9 protein-coding genes are annotated in these 13,849 nt (G+C 70.6%); 4 read left to right on the top strand and 5 right to left on the bottom strand.

All coding sequences use genetic code 11. The features are described 5' to 3' along the window. Positions 1–82: 82 nt before the first annotated feature. A complete protein-coding gene (locus tag ACW17Z_RS09505; RefSeq protein ID WP_492058462.1) occupies positions 83–3,298 on the bottom strand; it encodes an acetyl-CoA carboxylase family protein in 3,216 nt (1,071 codons plus the stop codon). A 109-nt stretch (positions 3,299–3,407) separates the two neighbouring features. Here ACW17Z_RS09505 and ACW17Z_RS09500 point away from each other — a divergent pair, with 109 nt between their 5' ends. The 3 genes from ACW17Z_RS09500 (at position 3,408) to ACW17Z_RS09490 (ending at position 9,213) form a co-directional block, all read left to right on the top strand. Continuing rightward, positions 3,408–4,187: an ImuA family protein gene (locus ACW17Z_RS09500; protein ID WP_492058461.1), complete on the top strand. Its 780-nt coding sequence runs from the start codon at positions 3,408–3,410 to the stop codon at positions 4,185–4,187. A gap of 196 nt (positions 4,188–4,383) precedes the next feature. Further along, the gene (locus ACW17Z_RS09495) at positions 4,384–5,751 is read left to right on the top strand and encodes a Y-family DNA polymerase (protein WP_492058508.1); all 1,368 of its coding nucleotides are present in this window, start codon (positions 4,384–4,386) and stop codon (positions 5,749–5,751) included. A 117-nt stretch (positions 5,752–5,868) separates the two neighbouring features. Then, entirely contained in the window at positions 5,869–9,213 is a 3,345-nt protein-coding gene (locus tag ACW17Z_RS09490) for an error-prone DNA polymerase (RefSeq protein ID WP_492058460.1), read from the top strand. 100 nt (positions 9,214–9,313) lie between these two features. Here the strand turns inward: ACW17Z_RS09490 and ACW17Z_RS09485 are convergent, their stop codons facing one another. After that, entirely contained in the window at positions 9,314–10,666 is a 1,353-nt protein-coding gene (locus ACW17Z_RS09485; protein WP_492058459.1) for an alpha/beta hydrolase family protein, read from the bottom strand. 167 nt (positions 10,667–10,833) lie between these two features. On the opposite strand from ACW17Z_RS09485, the gene ACW17Z_RS09480 reads away from it, so the two are divergent. Beyond that, the gene (locus ACW17Z_RS09480) at positions 10,834–11,628 is read left to right on the top strand and encodes a LytTR family DNA-binding domain-containing protein (protein ID WP_492058458.1); all 795 of its coding nucleotides are present in this window, start codon (positions 10,834–10,836) and stop codon (positions 11,626–11,628) included. A gap of 112 nt (positions 11,629–11,740) precedes the next feature. On the opposite strand, the gene ACW17Z_RS09475 is transcribed toward ACW17Z_RS09480, so the two are convergent. From ACW17Z_RS09475 to rsmI, 3 genes are read right to left on the bottom strand one after another with little or no spacing between them, the layout of a single operon-like run. Then, on the bottom strand, positions 11,741–12,556 hold the full coding sequence (locus ACW17Z_RS09475; protein ID WP_492058457.1) for a SirB1 family protein: 816 nt from the start codon (positions 12,554–12,556) through the stop codon (positions 11,741–11,743). Beyond that, a complete protein-coding gene (locus ACW17Z_RS09470; protein WP_419319651.1) occupies positions 12,553–12,930 on the bottom strand; it encodes a YraN family protein in 378 nt (125 codons plus the stop codon). The genes ACW17Z_RS09475 and ACW17Z_RS09470 overlap by 4 nt, the downstream gene beginning before the upstream one ends. After that, positions 12,927–13,811: a 16S rRNA (cytidine(1402)-2'-O)-methyltransferase gene (gene rsmI / locus ACW17Z_RS09465; RefSeq protein ID WP_492058456.1), complete on the bottom strand. Its 885-nt coding sequence runs from the start codon at positions 13,809–13,811 to the stop codon at positions 12,927–12,929. Before rsmI ends, ACW17Z_RS09470 begins: the two co-directional genes overlap by 4 nt. Between the last annotated feature and the right edge of the window lie 38 nt (positions 13,812–13,849).

Raw genomic sequence — 13,849 nt, 5'->3', positions numbered from 1 at the left:
TGCCTAGTTAAGGCGACGACGGCGGGATTGCGAGGGGCGAGTTGGGTTTCCGCGTCCTGTGCAGGCGGGGCGCAAGGCGACCCTACCAGCTGTCCACCCGCACCGCCCACGGCCTGGCCGACCCGCTCGCGGCGTCCAGACCGCCCACGATCCAGCGCCGGGTGTCGGCCGGGTCGATGACCGCGTCGATCTCCAGGGCCGCCGCCATGCTGGTGGCCTTGCCGGCCGCATAGAGCCGGGCCACCAGCTGGTCGTAGAGGGCCTTCTGCTCGGCCGGATCGCTCAGGGCCTCCAGCTCCTTGCGGTAGCCCAGCTTGACGGCGCCCTCCAGGCCCATGCCGCCGAACTCGCCCGTGGGCCAGGCGGCGATGAAGGCGGGGCTGTGGAAGCTGCCGCCGGCCATGGCCTGCGCGCCCAGGCCATAGCCCTTGCGGGTGACCACGGTGAACAGGGGTGAGCGCAGCTTGGCGCCGGCGATGAACTGGCGGCTGACCCGACGCACGGCGGCGGCGTCCTCGCTGTCTGGCCCGACCATGAAGCCGGGGGTGTCGCAGAGGCTCAGCACCGGCAGGGCGAAGGCGTCACACAGCTGCAGGAAGCGCGCGGCCTTGTCGGCCCCGTCGCAGTCGATCGCCCCGCCCAGATGGCGCGGATCATTGGCGATCAGGCCCATGGGGCGGCCCTCGATGCGGATCAGGCCGGTGACCATGCCCGCCGCGAAGCCGCCGCGCAGTTCCAGGAACGAGCCTTCGTCGACGAGACCGGTAATCAGTGTGCGGACATCATAGACGCGCAGCCGGTTTTCCGGGATCGCCTGGCGCAGTCGCCGCTGGTCGGGGGCGGTCCAGTCGGTCAGCGTCCCCTGGAAATAGGACAGGGCCTGCTTGGCCAGCCGGGTGGCGTGGGCCTCGTCGTCGGCCAGGATGTCGATGACGCCATTGGTCCACTGATGGGCCGAGGGGCCGATCTGCTCGGGCTTGAACACGCCCAGCCCGCCGCCCTCGATCATGGCCGGACCGCCCATGCCCAGATTGGAGTCGCGGGTGGCGATGATGATTTCCGACAGCCCCGCGATGGCGGCGTTGCCGGCAAAGCAGCGGCCGGCGACGATGGCGATCTTGGGCACGATGCCCGACAGCTGGGCGAAGCTGCGGAAGGTCGGCACGTCCAGCCCGGCCACGCTGGTGGTGTCGGTGTCGCCCGGCCGTCCGCCGCCGCCCTCGGCGAACCAGACCACCGGCAGCTTCTGGTCGGCGATCAGCGCCATCAGCCGGTCGGTCTTGCGGTGGTTCATCGCGCCCTGCGTGCCGGCCAGCACGGTGAAGTCATAGGCCAGGGCCGCGACGCGGGCCTTGTCGGGGGCGAAGAGCGCGCCGTTCACGGTTCCGATCCCGGTGATCAGCCCATCGGCCGGGGTGTTGGCGATCAGGTCCTCGGTCGTACGCCGGCGCTTCTGGGCGGCGATGGCCAGGGCGCCATATTCGAGGAAACTGCCGGGATCGACCAGATCCTCGATGTTCTCCCGCGCCGTGCGATGGCCGGTCTTGCGACGCCGGGCGACGGCCGCGGGACGGGCTTCGTCGAGGGTGAAGCGGTGGCGGGCGATCACCTCGGCCAGGTCAGGACGGATCGCGTCCAGATCCTCGGGCGCGGCGTCGGCGGCGACGGCGGCGTCCATCTCGACCGGTTCCAGGAACAGCAGCGGCTGGCCTTCGGCCACGGTCTGGCCCGGGGCTGCGGCGATCTTCAGCACCCGTCCGCCGGCAGTGGCGTGGACGAGGTGCTCCATCTTCATGGCCTCCAGCACCGCCAGGGCCTGGCCGGGACGCACGAGATCGCCTTCGACAGCCTCGATCGCCCCGACCGTGGCGGCCAGGGGCGCGGCGACGGCGATCGCGCCGTCCAGGGTCTCGAACTGGGCGTGGGCGTGCTCTGGCGGCAGGGGAAGCCCGGCGACCAGCTCGGCGGCGTGGTCGTCGATGAAGCGGGTGGTCGCGGTGCCGTCCTTCCAGTCCGACTGCGCCAGGATCGCCCGGATCAGCGGGGCGGTGGTGGCGACGCCGGTGATCGTGAACTCGGCCAGGGCCCGGTCCAGACGGGCGGCGGCTTCGGCCGGGGTGCGACCCCGGGTGATCACCTTGGCCAGCAGGCTGTCATAGGCGCCGCCGACCACAAGGCCCACCGCGCCCGCGCCGTCCACCCGCACGCCCAGGCCGCCGGGCGGGGCATAGGCGGTCAGGGTTCCGGACGAGGGCTTGACCTGACCGTCGGCGGTCAGGGTTTCGGCGTTGATCCGCGCCTGGATCGCCGCGCCGACGGCGGGCGGGGCGGTGGTCAGGTCCAGCTCGGCCAGGGTCTTGCCCGCCGCCAGTTCGAACTGCAGGCGCACCAGATCCAGGCCCGTGACCTCCTCGGTGACGGTGTGTTCGACCTGCAGGCGGGGATTGGTCTCGATGAAGGCGAAGTCGCCGGTGGCGGTATCCAGCAGATATTCCACGGTCGCCAGACCGCGATAGCCGGCGCACAGGGCCTCGGCCGCGCTGGCCATGGCCGCGCGGGTGGCGGCCGGCAGGTTGGGGGCCGGGGCGATCTCGACCAGCTTCTGGTTGCGGCGCTGCAGGGAGCAGTCGCGGTCGCCCACGGCCAGCACCACGGCCCCGTCGCCGACGATCTGCACCTCGATATGGCGCGCGCTTTCGATCAGTTTTTCGGCATAGAGGCCATCATCGCCGAACGCGGCCTTGGCCTCGCGGGCGCAGGCGGCGAAGGCGGCGTCCAGCTCGCCGGGATCCAGCACCAGCCGCATGCCGCGTCCGCCGCCGCCGGCCCGGGCCTTGAGCATGATCGCGCCGTGCCGGGTCAGGAAGTCTTCGGCGGCGGGCAGGTCCAGGGCGCCGGTTCCGGGGATCAGGGGCACGTTCAGCTTTGCGGCCAGGGCCCGGGCGGCGGCCTTGTCGCCGAAGGTTTCCAGATACTCGGGCGCCGGGCCGATGAAGGTGATCCCCGCCGCCGCACAGGCGCGGGCCAGGCCAGCGTTTTCCGACAGGAAGCCATAGCCGGGATGCAGGGCGTCGCAGCCCGCGCCCTTGGCGGCGGCGATGATGGCCTCGATGTCGAGATAGGCGCGCGCCCCGGAGCCGGGCAAGGCGACGGCCTGATCGGCGGCGGAAACGTGCGGGCTGGCGGCGTCGTCACTCGCGAACACCGCCACGCTCTGGATGCCAAGCTCGGCGGCGGCGCGGGCGATGCGGAGGACGATTTCGCCGCGATTGGCGATCAGCACGCGCTGGAAGGACATGGTGTTTCCTGGAGGGGCTTCATACGGCCGTTTGACGCACCATGGCCGCCCCGGCTTGACTCTCCAAGCCCATAAGATCAGAACAAAATGGGAACAAAGGATTGGGATTATGGCCGGCCCGCGCGACGCGCGCCTAACGGCATTGAAGGGCCAGATTGCTGCTCTGCAAGCAGGCGCCCGGACTCCGAGTCCGATCCTGAGCTTTGGCGATGCGGCGATCGACGGTTGTTTTCCGGCCGGCGGCCTGCCTTCGGGATGCTGGCATGAGGTGATGGGGGCGGGGCTGGAGGACGAGACCTCCGCCGCCCCCGCCGCCTTCGCCGCCCTGCTGACCCGGCCTCTGTTCAAGACCGGGGCGGTGGTCTGGGTGATGCGGCGCAGCGATCTGTTCGCGCCGGGCCTGGCGGGGCTGGACGTTCCCACCGGGCGGCTGATCCAGGTCAAGGCCCGCGACGAGGCCGAGGTGCTGTCGGTGCTGGAGGACGCCCTCTCGACGGTCGGCGTCGCCGCCGCCATCGGCGAGGCCCAGGCCCCGGAGCTGAAGGCCGGCCGCCGGCTGCAGCTGGCCTGCGAGAAGCGCGGCAGTTTCGGCGTGCTGCTGCACCGCCGGCCCTATGGCGGTCCCGCCGGCCGGGCGCGGACGGTGTCGGGTTCGTCGTCGTTCAGCCGCTGGCGCATCGCCGGCGCGCCCAGCCAGCCGCCGCCGGATGTTCCTGGCTTGGGCCCGCCGCGCTGGCGGGTCGAACTTGAGCGCTGCCGGGGCGGACGGTCCGGCGCATGGGTTTTGGAGTCTTCGGAGGCCGAGCATGGCCCGCATCCTTTCCGTCTGGTGTCCCAACTGGCCGATCACGACCTGGCGGCGGCGGAATCCTGGCGTAAAGCCGGTTGAGGGTATCGCCACTGGCCCCCTCCGCGCTGGCGCGCTCCTCCCCCGGAGGGGGAAGATGATCTCGTCTTCCCCCTCCGGGGGAGGAGGATGCGCAGCATCCGGAGGGGGCAAGTCGTTAGCCCCGCCCCCCTTCGCCCTGCTGATCTCCGACTCCGGAACCCGCCGCCTGGCCGCCATCGACGAGGCCGCCATGGCCCTGGGCCTGCGCCCCGGCCAGAAGGCCGCCGACGCCATGGCCCTGGCGCCCGACCTGGTCACCGCCGACCACGATCCCGAGGCCGACCGCGCCGCGCTGGAAGCCCTGTGCGACTGGTGCGTGCGGTTCTCGCCGGCCGTGGCCATCGACGGCGATGACGGCCTGTTCCTCGACATCACCGGGACCGACCACCTGTGGGGCGGCGAGGCGGCGATGATGGCCGACCTGCTGACGCGACTGGCGCGCTGGGGCGTGCCGGCCCGGGCGGCGATCGCTGACACGCCGGGCGCGGCCTGGGCGCTTGCCCGATTTGGCGAGACCGGCGAGATCGCGCCGCCCGACGGTCAACGCGCTCGCCTCGCCGACCTGCCCGTGGCGGCCCTGCGGCTGGATGAAGCCGCCACCGCCCAACTGCCGCGTCTGGGCCTGTTCCGGATTGAGCAACTGCTGGGCCTGCCCCGCGCCCAGTTGGCCAAGCGGTTCGGCATGAACCTGACCCTGCGCCTGGACCAGGCCCTGGGCGCGGCGGGCGAGGCCCTGGTCTATCGCCGGCCGGCCAGTCCGTGGTTCGACCGCCTGGCCTTCGCCGAGCCGATCAGCGCGCCCGACGATCTGGCCCGGGTGGTCGGCGATGTCACCGCCCTGATTTGCAAGCGGCTGGAGGCCGAGGGCCAGGGCGCGCGGCGGTTCGAGGTGGTCTTTCACCGCCTGGACGGCAAGGCCATGCCGGTGCGGGCCGGGCTGGCGCGGCCTGGCCGCGACGCCGCGCGCCTGACCCGGCTGATGGTCCCCAAGCTGGACGTCATCGACCCCGGCTTCGGCATAGAGGTGGTCACGGTGTTCGCCGGCGACGTCGAACCGCTGAGCGCCGTCCAGGCGCGGCTGGACGCCGAGGCCGGGACGGGCCTCGACGAAACGCTCGCCCCGCTGGTCGACCGGCTGATCAACCGCCTGGGCGAGGACCGCGTCTGGCGGGCCGATCCGTATGAGAGCCACGTGCCCGAACGCTCGGTGATCCGCCGCGCGCCGCTGGCCGCGCCCTCCGGCCAGACCTGGGACCCCGAGCGACCCCGGCCGGTGCGGCTGTTCAAGCGGCCCGAGCCGATCACGGCGATGGCCAAGCTGCCCGACGATCCGCCGGTCCAGTTCCAGTGGCGCGGCCGCGCGCACCGCGTGCGCCGGGCCGAGGGCCCCGAGCGCATCGGCCAGGAATGGTGGCGCGGCGATTTCGACGACACCGGACCGGGCAGGATCCGCGACTATTACCGGGTCGAGGACGAGGCGGGCGGCCGGTTCTGGATCTTTCGCCAGGGGCTGTTCGGGACGGGCGAGGACCCGAAGTGGTGGATCCATGGCCTGTTTGGATAGCCTGAGCACTTGCCCCCACCGGACCGCTTGCGCGGTCGTCCGCCCCCGGAGGGGGCGGATGATCTCATCTTCCCCCTCCGGGGGAGGAGGGCCGTCAGGCCCGGAGGGGGCAAGGGCATGACCCCCGCCTATGCCGAACTGCAAACCACCAGCAACTTCTCGTTCCTGCGCGGGGCCTCCCACGCCCGTGAGCTGATGCCCACCGCCCAGGGCCTGGGTCTGGCCGCTGTCGGGATCGCCGATCGCAACACCCTGGCCGGCGTGGTGCGGGCCTGGACGGCGGCCAAGGACCTGCAGGTCCGCGCCCTGACCGGCTGTCGGCTGGACTTCGCCGACGGGACGCCCAGCCTGTTGTGCTACCCGTCCGACCGCGAGGCCTTCGCCCGCCTGACCCGCCTGCTGACGGTCGGCCAGCGCCGGGCCGGCAAGGGCGAATGCGAGCTGCACTGGGAGGATTTCCTGCAGCATGCCGAGGGCCAGCTGGCCCTGATCGTGCCGCCGGCCAAGCTGGACGAGGCCTTCACCACCGACCTGGACCGCATGGCCGGCGACCTGCGCGGCCGGGTCTGGCTGGCCGCCAGCCGGGCCTATGCCGCCCGCGACCTGCAGCGCCTGGCGCGGCTGGACGAGCTGGCCCGCGCGGCCGGGGCGCCGATGGTGGCCACCAATGACGTGCTCTATCACGGCCCTGAGCGCCGGCCGCTGCAGGACGTCATGACCTGCGTGCGCGAGCACTGCACCATCCACGAGGCGGGCTTCTTGCTGGAGGCCAATGCCGAGCGCCACCTGAAGACGCCGCAGGAAATGGCCCGCCTGTTCGAGCGCTGGCCGCGCGCCGTCGAGCGCACGCTGGAGATCGTCTCGCGCATCGGCTTCGACCTGGGCCAGCTGAAGGAGGAATATCCCGACGAGCCCGTGCCGCCGGGCAAGACCGCCATGCAGCACCTGACCGACCTGACCTTCGCCGGCGCGGCCTGGCGCTATCCGGGCGGGGTTCCGGAGAAGGTGGTCGCGCAGCTGAACGAGGAGCTGCGGCTGATCGGCAAGATGAACTACCCCAACTATTTCCTCACCGTGCACGACATCGTGCAGGAGGCGCGGGCGATGGGGATCCTGTGCCAGGGGCGGGGATCGGCGGCCAATTCCTCGGTCTGTTTCTGCCTGGGCGTCACCTCGATCGACCCGACCGAGCACCGTCTGCTGTTCACCCGCTTCATCTCGGAAAACCGCGGCGAGCCGCCCGATATCGACGTCGATTTCGAGCACGAGCGGCGCGAGGAGGTGATGCAATATGTCTATCGCCGCTATGGCCGCGACTATGCCGCCATCTGCGGCACGGTGATCCACTACCGGCCGCGCAGCGCCATCCGCGACGTGGGCAAGGCCCTGGGCCTGACCGAGGATGTCACCTCCCTGCTGGCCGCCACGGTCTGGGGCAGCTGGGGGTCGGGCCTGCCGGAAGAGCATATCCGCAAGGCGGGCCTTGATCCCGACGCGCCCGAGATCGCCCGCGCCGTCAGCCTGGCCAGCGAGCTGCTGGGGTTTCCCCGCCACCTGTCACAGCATGTCGGCGGCTTCGTGCTGACCAAGCGGCGGCTGGACGAGACCGTGCCGATCGGCAACGCGGCGATGAAGGACCGCACCTTCATCGAGTGGGACAAGGACGATATCGACAGCCTGGGCCTGATGAAGGTCGACATCCTGGCCCTGGGCATGCTGACCGCCATCCAGCGCGGCTTTGGCCTGCTGCGCGCCGAGCACGGCCTGCATATCCATGATCTGGCCGACGTCCCCCGCGAGGTGAAGGGCGTCTATGACATGCTGTCCAAGGCCGATTCCGTCGGGGTGTTCCAGGTCGAGAGCCGGGCCCAGATGTCGATGCTGCCCCGGCTGAAACCGGCGGAATTCTATGACCTGGTGATCGAGGTGGCGATCGTCCGGCCCGGCCCGATCCAGGGCGACATGGTCCATCCCTATCTGCGGCGTCGAAACGGTCAGGACCCGGTGGAATGGCCGGCCCCGTCGCCCGAACACGGCCCGGCCGACGAACTGCGGGGTATCCTGGGCAAGACCTTCGGCGTGCCGCTGTTTCAGGAGCAGGCCATGAGTCTGGCCATCGAGGCGGCCAAGTTCACACCTGACGAGGCCGACGGCCTGCGCAAGGCCATGGCCACCTTCAAGAACCTGGGCACCCCGGCCGAGTATCGCGACAAGTTCGTCGAGGGCATGGCCGGTCGCGGCTATCAGCGCGACTTCGCCGAGCGCTGCTTCAAGCAGATCGAGGGCTTTGGCCACTATGGCTTTCCCGAGAGCCACGCGGCCAGTTTCGCCAAGCTCGTTTATGTCTCGGCCTGGATGAAATGGGCCTGGCCGGATGTGTTCTGCGCGGTGCTGATCAACTCCCAGCCGATGGGCTTCTACCAGCCGGCCCAGCTGGTGCGCGACGCCCGCGAGCACGGCGTCGCGGTTTTGCCGCCCGATGTGATGAGCAGCGACTGGGACTGTACGCTGGAAGACATCCCGAAGGCTGCGCCAACCTCCAATGTCATCCCGGACGAAGCGAAGCGAAGATCCGGGACCGATCCAGAGCGCCGCGCTTCCGGCGGTCCCGGATCTTCGCGCTCCGCGCTCGTCCGGGATGACAGGGTTTCTGCGAACAAGCTCTTCAACCCCGACACCCGCCCGTTCTGGAAAGCCGTCCGTCTGGGTCTGCGCCAGGTCAAGGGCGTGCGCGAGACCGAGGCTAAACTGCTGGCCATGGCGCGCGACGAGGGCGCGCGAACCCCGGCCGACTTCGCGCAATATGGCGTGCCGCAACGGGCCCTGGAGCTGCTGGCCGAGGCCGACGCCTTTGCCTCAACGGGCCTGAGCCGGCGCGAGGCCCTGTGGGCGGTCAAGGGCGTGAAGGGCGAGAGCAAGGCGCCGGTCCAGGCGCCTTTGCTGGCGGGGCTGCCGCTGTTCGAGGCGGCGGTGAGCCTGCCGGTCATGGCCCTGCCCCAGGCGGTGGCCGAGGACTATCGCACCACCAGCCTGTCGCTGAAGGCCCATCCCTGCGCCTTCTACCGACCGATGCTCGACAAGATGGGCGTGATCCCCGCCGACCGTCTGCCGCAGATCAAGGACGGCAAGCGCGTGGCGGTGGCCGGCATCGTGCTGATCCGCCAGCGGCCCGGCACCGCCAAGGGCGTGGTGTTCGTCACGATGGAGGACGAAACCGGCGTCGCCAACGTGGTGGTCTGGAAGGACCGCTTCGAAGCCGACCGCAACACGGTGATGACCGCCTCATTCCTGGTCGTGCACGGCAAGGTGCAATCGGCCGAAGGCGTGATCCACGTGGTCGCCGAGCGCTTCACCGACCTGTCGGCGGAGCTGGGTCGCCTGAAGGAAGACCCCGCCGCGCCGGCCCCGCGCGTGCGGCACAGGGTGTCGGGGCGGCTGCAGAGGAGCCGGGACTTTCATTAGCTAGGTGTTTCGAGCTGCGCTCGCGAGGATGGGCCGGATCGGGCGCCTGTGCCTTTGACCGCTGGCGACCCTGGTCGGGCTCTGCGAGATCGAGTTAAGTTCAGCGGTCGGCGCCCCTCTGGATCACAGCCTGCGCGTCGAGCGGCGCCGGGCTGCCGGTGAGAATCCAACTGGCCAGCAGGTCGAACAGACCGGGAGGATAGGCCGCCGTCTCACCCGTCGGCCCCTGGAATTTCTCGAGCAGTCCGTGATCGGCCCGCGGGAAGACGATCAGGTCCAGGTCGGCCCGGCTGCGCTGGATGTCTCGCAGCACCTGGATCGTGCCCGCGCTGGGCGTCTGCGGATCCTGGCCGCCCAGGAGCCAGAGCTGGCGCGATTTGATCGTCTCGATGATCGGGCGCGGCTCATAGTTGAAGGTCAGGCCCTGCGACAGCGTTGGCCCAAACTGCCGAACCTCGGCGGTCGGCATGCGCAGCAGGACGCCGGTATAGGAGCGGGGCTGGATTGCGGCGAGCCAGGGCTCTTCGCGATATTTCGATTTTAGCGCGTCCAGGGCTTCGAACCCCTGCGAGAAGTTCGACCTGACCACCTGTTCCGTGGCTGCGGTGACCTCTCTTGCCTGGCTCAGGGCCGCGTCGCCAAAGCCGGCCCGGCGCAACTGACTCTCCACGACCGCCCGGTCTTGCGCGGGCGGGCCTTCGGCCATGGCGAAGGCGGGAACGACGAAGTCCAGAGGCGTCAACGTCGCCACGAGGGGCGCGACCCAACCGCCCTGGCTGGCGCCGATAACGCCGAATTTTTGGACGTGTGGCGCCAGACGCCGGGCTTCCTGGACGGCGGCGGCGGCATCGGCGGCGCGAACATGGAAGTCGGCCGTGAGGTCGCCCCCCGAGGCGCCGGTCCCTCGCTTGTCATAGACGAAGAATCCGACGCCGCGCCGGGCCAGCTCGAACTGCCAGCTTACATCGTCGGTGTCGGGATCGTTGTTGGACCCGCCGATCCAGACAGCGATGGCCTTTGTCCTCGCCTCGCCGCCGGGCGGCAGCACGAGCTTGCCGTGCAGCGCGATGCCTGCGCTGTGGAAAGTCGTTTCACGTACGACCAGCGGCGCACGGCGGCCAAGCTGCATGCCGGACCCGGTCTCCATATGCACCCGCCCCGACTCGCATGGCTCGAAGCGCAGGGTCAGCCTAGGCGAGGTCGATGTGGCATAGGCGCCGTCCACCTGTTCGACGAGCTTGCCCAGACCGCCTTCGGAGCGTCCGTACCGCAGGTTACGGGGATCTCCGTCGCTGCCGGTGATGGAGAGGAACCGCCCGTCCGGGAAGGCGTAGGCGCCGAGCCGGCAGCGCAGGCTCGGGTCCAACCGGGTTGTGATGGTCTTGTCCAGACCTGTGGGCGGTGTCGCGGCGATCAGCGCGGCGACGGCGAGATTGGCGGCCAGGGTGAGCATATCGGTCCTTCAGATCAACGATGAGACCACCCCCGACGGGATGGCCTCCGAGCCATGGCGGTTGTCCCTCCACACGGCGTGTGGAGGTCCTCGCGGGCCGTTCGGCCGAAGGTCGTTGCGGGACGGGCGGCGGCTCGCTAGGCCTGGCTTCGCGAACGGCGCCAAAGTTGCGCGAACGGGACGACATGGACGGCAAGGCGAGCGCACAGAGCGCGGCGACGACCGCGCGACGATGGGGAATCGACCTAGCCATCCTGGTCGCCATCGGATTGCTGATGGGATTCCTGGGACCGTTCGATACCGATCGGCTGCCCAAGGTGGAGCGCTATCTCTACTGGATGATCTGCGTGGTGGGCGGAGGGGTGATCGGGGTCGTGGCGGACGAAGGGTTGAGCCGGCGCATGGCCGCGACCTGGCGACGGGTGGCGGTCGTTTCGGTGCTGATGACGCCGCCGGTGACGCTTCTGGTGCTGGCGGCCCAGAACCTTCTCCTGAACCAGGCGCTCAACTGGCCAAGCTACCTGGGACTACTCTGGCAGGTGTGGCCCATCATGCTGCCGTTGATGTTGGTGCGAACCCTGGCCTGGCGGCGATCGCCCGCGCGGGTCGAGACCAGAACTGTCATCGCCGCGCCGCTGCCCGAGGCCGAGGCCGTCTTCAGGCGACGACTTTCGGCGAAACGTCGCGGAGCCCGGCTGCTCGCGATCGAAGCGCATGACCACTATCTGAGGGTTCACATGGACTCTGGCGCGGAGCTGATCACCCTTCGGTTCGCCGATGCTCTGGATGAGTTGGCGCAAGCCCATGGCTGGCGTGTTCACCGCTCGTGGTGGGTTGCGGCGGACGCGGTGGAGAGCGTGCGCTGGCGCCGTGGCGCGGGTGAGATGCGTCTTCGCAGTGGCCTAATGGCGCCGGTGAGTCGCACCTACGCTCCGATCTTGAAGGAAGCCGGTTGGTTCTAGGTGTCCCTCCTGGCCAACGGGGTCTTTGCCAAGGTCCGCTCACCACCCATAGCGGCCCTCCGTACCGTCGGCTTCCGGGCGGCAAGCGATGATGAAGGCTGAGCGTCCCCGCCTAGTTCAGCCGCAAACGCACCCGCTCGCGCGCCGCGCGGGCGGCGATGGCCGCGCCGCCGTCGAGGATCTGGGCGCGGGTCAGGGCCTGCAGCGCCCCCGCCAAGGCCCCCTGGCCTTCGCGGGCGGCGGCCACGTCCAGCCAGGGCCGGTGGTCGGCCGGATTGAGCAGGGCGCGGCGCAGGGCCGAGCGTTCGGCGCGCGGCCAGTCGCGGGCCTGCTGGGCGCGGGCGAAGATGTTGTTCTGTAGGCGGATCAATACGGCGCGGTCCGGGACCGGGGCCATCAGCAGTTCCAGCCGAGCGGCCACGTCGGGCATCAGGCCGGTGCGCAGGGCGCGTCGCGACAGCTCCGAGGGCAGCACCACCCGGCCCTCGCCGAACGGATCGAGCGCCAGCGGCCCCTCGTCGGTCTCGATGCGCAGCAGGAAGTGGCCGGGGAAATCGACGCCGTGCAGGGCGAGGCCGGCCTGCCGCGCGGCGTGCAGATAGAAGACGCCCAGGGCCACCGGCAGGCCCTTGCGGCGCTGGGCGATGGCGATCACGTCGGCATTGTCGGGATGGTCGTAGCGGATCAGGTCGCCGGTCAGGCGCAGGTCGCCGGACAGGGCCTCGGCGACGGCCTCTTCGGGCGACTCGGTCTTGAGGCGCTCGGTCAGGCGTTCGCCGGCCTCCTGGGCCAGAGCGATCACCGGGGCGGTGTCGCGGTCGGGGTCGTCGTGCACGGCGCAGGCCAGGGCGGCCTCGAACAGCGGAAAGCCGTGGTCGGGGCCTGTGCCGATCCGGGTCAGGATCGCCTCGGCCTCTTCGCGGGTCATTGCCCTTCCATCCAGGCGTCGCGCAGGTGACGCGGCCAGCGGCCCGGGGCCAGGGCGATAAGGTCCAGACGCAGCGTTGTGTTCCGCAGGGCGGTGCGATGCTGGACGATATGGGCGGCGGCGCGTCTGAGGCGGGCGCGCTGGTCGAAGGTCACGGCGTCGAGGGCGTCGTCCAGGCTGGCGCGTTGCTTGACCTCGATCACCGCCAGCACGGCGCCGCGCTGGGCCAGAAGGTCGATCTCGCCCAGCGGGGTGGGCAGGCGAAAGCCCAGGATCCGATAGCCCTTCAGCATCAGCCAGGCGGCGGCCAGCACCTCGGCGCGTCGGCCGCTCAGGCGCGCCTTGGCGCCCCGCGCCTGACGGGCCGCGGTCATCCCTCGGGATCCTGAGCAGCGTCCTTAAGGGCCAAGGCCTGGCGGTAGAGGTCGCGGCGCGGCAGGCCCAGGGCCTTGGCCACTTCCGAAGCCGCCTCGCCCAGCGGCAGGCGGGCCATGGCCTCGCGCAGGGCGCTCTCGGCGTCGCCGGCCTGGATCGGCGCCTCCGAGCCGGGACCCACGAGGATGACGATCTCGCCCTTGGGACTTTCAAAGCGCGGATCGTCGGCCAGCACGTCCAGCGGGCCGCGAATGCAGGTCTCGTACAGCTTGGTCAGCTCGCGGGCCACGGCGGCGTCGCGCGGGCCAAAGACGGCGGCCATGTCGGCCAGGCTGTCGGCCACCCGCGAAGCGCCTTCATAGAAGATCAGGGTAGCCCGCACGGGCGCCAGTTCCTCGAAGAAGGTCTTGCGGGCCGCGCTCTTGGGCGGCGGGAAGCCGGCGAACAGGAAGCGGTCGGTGGGCAGGCCGGCCAGGGTCAGGGCCGCCAGGGCCGCCGAGGCGCCCGGGATCGGGAACACCTGATGGCCGGCCGCTATGGCTTCCCGGGCCAGGCGAAAGCCGGGATCGGAGATCATCGGCGTGCCGGCGTCCGAGACCATGGCCACGCGCTCCCCGGCCGCCAGACGCTCGAGGATCTTGGGCGTCACCCGGTCGGCGACGTGCTCGTCATAACGCTCGAGCCGTTTGGAGATTTGGTAGGCGGCCAGCAGCTTGCCCGAGACGCGGGTGTCCTCGGCCAGCAGCACGTCGCAGGCGTTGAGCACATCCAGCGCCCGCAGGGTGATGTCGCGCAGATTGCCGATCGGCGTCGCCACCAGATAGAGGCCCGGCGCCAGGGGCGCGTCGGACAGGGCGGGCGGGTCGGGATGGCGGCTCACGCGGGGGATCCTTCCGCGCCGGGGCGCGATTCTGGCCG

This window comes from Caulobacter sp. GSs2, assembly GCF_058680895.1.
The sequence above is the reverse complement of the archived record's forward strand: the minus strand, read 5'-3'. Positions and strand labels throughout refer to the sequence as shown.